The sequence below is a fragment of the Gemmobacter sp. genome, from assembly GCF_016792925.1.
GTDB lineage: Bacteria > Pseudomonadota > Alphaproteobacteria > Rhodobacterales > Rhodobacteraceae > Gemmobacter.
This window is the reverse complement of sequence record NZ_JAEULU010000074.1, coordinates 1-2,455: the sequence shown is the minus strand read 5'-3', so window position 1 is coordinate 2,455 and position 2,455 is coordinate 1. Positions and strand designations below refer to the sequence as shown.

2 protein-coding genes and 2 pseudogenes are annotated in these 2,455 nt (G+C 68.4%); all 4 read left to right on the top strand.

Features of this window, described 5'->3' with window-relative positions; all coding sequences use genetic code 11:
• Positions 1–406, top strand: a pseudogene (locus JNN06_RS03955) (host specificity protein); the annotation flags it as partial.
• A 283-nt stretch (positions 407–689) separates the two neighbouring features.
• Positions 690–1,496, top strand: coding sequence for a serine O-acetyltransferase (cysE, locus tag JNN06_RS03950; RefSeq protein ID WP_291238297.1), 807 nt, complete (start codon positions 690–692; stop codon positions 1,494–1,496).
• Between the two features lie 10 nt (positions 1,497–1,506).
• Positions 1,507–2,154 carry a lysophospholipid acyltransferase family protein gene (locus JNN06_RS03945; RefSeq protein ID WP_291238298.1) on the top strand — a complete coding sequence of 216 codons (648 nt, stop codon included), beginning with the start codon at positions 1,507–1,509 and terminating at the stop codon, positions 2,152–2,154.
• Positions 2,151–2,455, top strand: a pseudogene (locus JNN06_RS03940) (phosphatidate cytidylyltransferase); the annotation flags it as partial. The gene JNN06_RS03945 and the pseudogene JNN06_RS03940, both read left to right, overlap by 4 nt.

Sequence of the window (2,455 nt, the reverse complement as noted above, 5' to 3'; positions counted from 1 at the left end):
GCGGCATTACCGCGTGGGGCTGGGTTCGCTGGGCTATGATGACCCCAGCGTTCAGCACGTCGAGCGCGCCTTCGCGGGCGTGGGCTTGCGGCCCTATGCGCCGGTGCATCTGCGCAGCAGCCGGGCGGTCTCGGGCGATCTGACGGTGACATGGGTGCGCCGCAGCCGGATCGACGCCGACAGCTGGCAAGGCGCCGAGGTGCCCTTGGGCGAGGAGGGCGAAAGCTATCTGATCCGGGTGACCCAGGGCGCCACGGTGCTGGCCGAGGCCACGGCGTCCAGCCCCAGCTGGACCTGGACCTCTGCCGCACAGGCGGGCGCCAGCGGCGCAGTGACGATCAGCGTGGCGCAGATATCGGCTCGCTTCGGGCCGGGCCTTGCGCGCAGCATGGCGGTGACGCTGTGATCAAAGGGGGCGGAAACAGGAAACGCATCGCGTTTCCCCGCCCCTGTGCAAGCGGTGCCGCAGTCCCGGTGCCGCCCCAGTGACAGAGGCCGGTGCCCGCCCTGGCGGGTGCGAAGCGCCCGCCGCCCGGAGGGCGGGCGCTGGCCGGCGGCCTTTGGGGCCACCGGCGTCTGGGTGAACCGAAACGACATGGCAAAGGCGGTGGCCTTTGCCACGCTCATCATCCCTCTGGTTGCGGCGGCGTTTCGCGCTATAATCCCCTCACCACTTCACGGAGGGCATCATGGCCGAAACCAGACAAAAGCTGCAACCGCTCGATCCGGTCTGGGCCCGCATCTGTGACGAAGCCCATGCCGCCATCGCCTCCGAGCCGCTGCTCGGGGGCCTTGTGCATTCCAGCCTGCTGCATCACGCCTCGCTGGAACGCGCGCTGGCCTACCGCTTTTCGCTGAAACTGGCGAGCGGCGAGATGAGCGAGCAAATCCTGCGCGAAATCGCCGACGAGGCCTATGCCTCCGACCCCAGCCTTGGTCAGGCCGCCCGCGCCGACATCGTGGCCGTGTTCGACCGTGACCCCGCCTGCCACCGCTACCTGCAACCGATCCTGTTCTTCAAGGGCTTTCAGGCGGTGCAGGCTTACCGTGTCGGCCATTGGCTCTGGCGGCAGGGCCGCGCCGATCTGGCCTATTTCGTGCAGATGCGCACCTCCGAGGTCTTCGGCGTCGACATCCACCCCGCCGCCCGCATTGGGCGCGGCATCATGATTGATCACGCCCATTCCATCGTCATCGGCGAAACCGCCGTGGTGGGCGATAACGTCTCCATGCTGCATTCCGTCACGCTGGGCGGCACCGGCAAGGAGGATGGCGACCGCCACCCGAAGATCGGCGATGGCGTGCTGATCGGGGCAGGGGCCAAGGTCTTGGGCAATATCACCGTCGGGCGCTGCTCGCGCATCGCGGCCGGGTCGGTGGTGCTGCAAGAGGTGCCGCCCTGCACCACCGTGGCAGGCGTTCCGGCCCGCGTGGTGGGAGAGGCGGGGTGTTCGCAACCCTCGCTGAGCATGGATCAACTGGTCCGGGCGGAGTAGCCCTTTGCCCCTGCATCCGCTGTTCCGCCGTGGTCTGGCCAGTCTCGCGGGCAAGGGCATCACGCTCTTTGCCCGCATCGTCACCGCCCCCCGCGCGATCTGGCAGGGTATCGAACCCGTGCCGCGCCAGCGGGTCTATTTCGCCAATCACACCTCCAACGGCGATTTCGTCCTGATCTGGACCGTGCTGCCCGCCATGCTGCGCCGCCGCACCCGCCCCGTGGCCGCGCTGGATTACTGGCTGGCGAAACCGCTCCGCGCCTTTATCGGGCGCGATGTCTTCAATGCCGTGCTGATCGACCGCCGCCCCGAGGCGCGCGTGGATGATCCCGTCACCCTGATGGCACAGGCGCTTGACGACGGCGCCTCGCTGATCCTCTTCCCCGAGGGCCTGCGCAACATGGGCGATGATCCGCTTTTGCCCTTCAAATCCGGCCTCTACCATCTGGCCCGCCAACGCCCCGAGGTGGACCTCGTGCCGGTCTGGATCTCCAACCTCAACCGCATCATGCCCAAGGGCGAGGTGGTGCCGCTGCCGCTGATCTGCACGCTGACTTTCGGCGCCCCCCTGCACCTTGAACCGGGCGAGGAGAAACAACCCTTCCTCGATCGCGCCAGCGCCGCCCTGCTTTCCTTGCGCGGGGAGGGCGCGGCATGACCACCAGCCCGCATCTGATCTGGCTGCTCTCCGGCGTCGCCCTCATCCTCATCATCGCCACCCTGATCGGCGAGGCGCTGCGGGCGCGCATCGCCCCCGACGGCTCCAACCCGGTGATCGAGAACCTGAATGCCCGCATCGCCGCCTGGTGGGGCATGGTGGTGCTGCTGGCGCTGGCCTTTCTGGCAGGCCGCCCCGGCGTGGTGGCGCTGTTTGCGGTGCTGTCCTTTTCGGCCCTGCGCGAGTTCCTGACCCTCACCACCAAGGCCCGCGCCGATCACTGGGCGCTGCTGGGGGCCTT

What these genes read in the sequence shown, in the direction of transcription:
- cysE (WP_291238297.1), top strand. Translation starts at nt 690, where the DNA reads ATGGCCGAAACCAGACAAAAGCTGCAACCGCTCGATCCGGTCTGGGCC.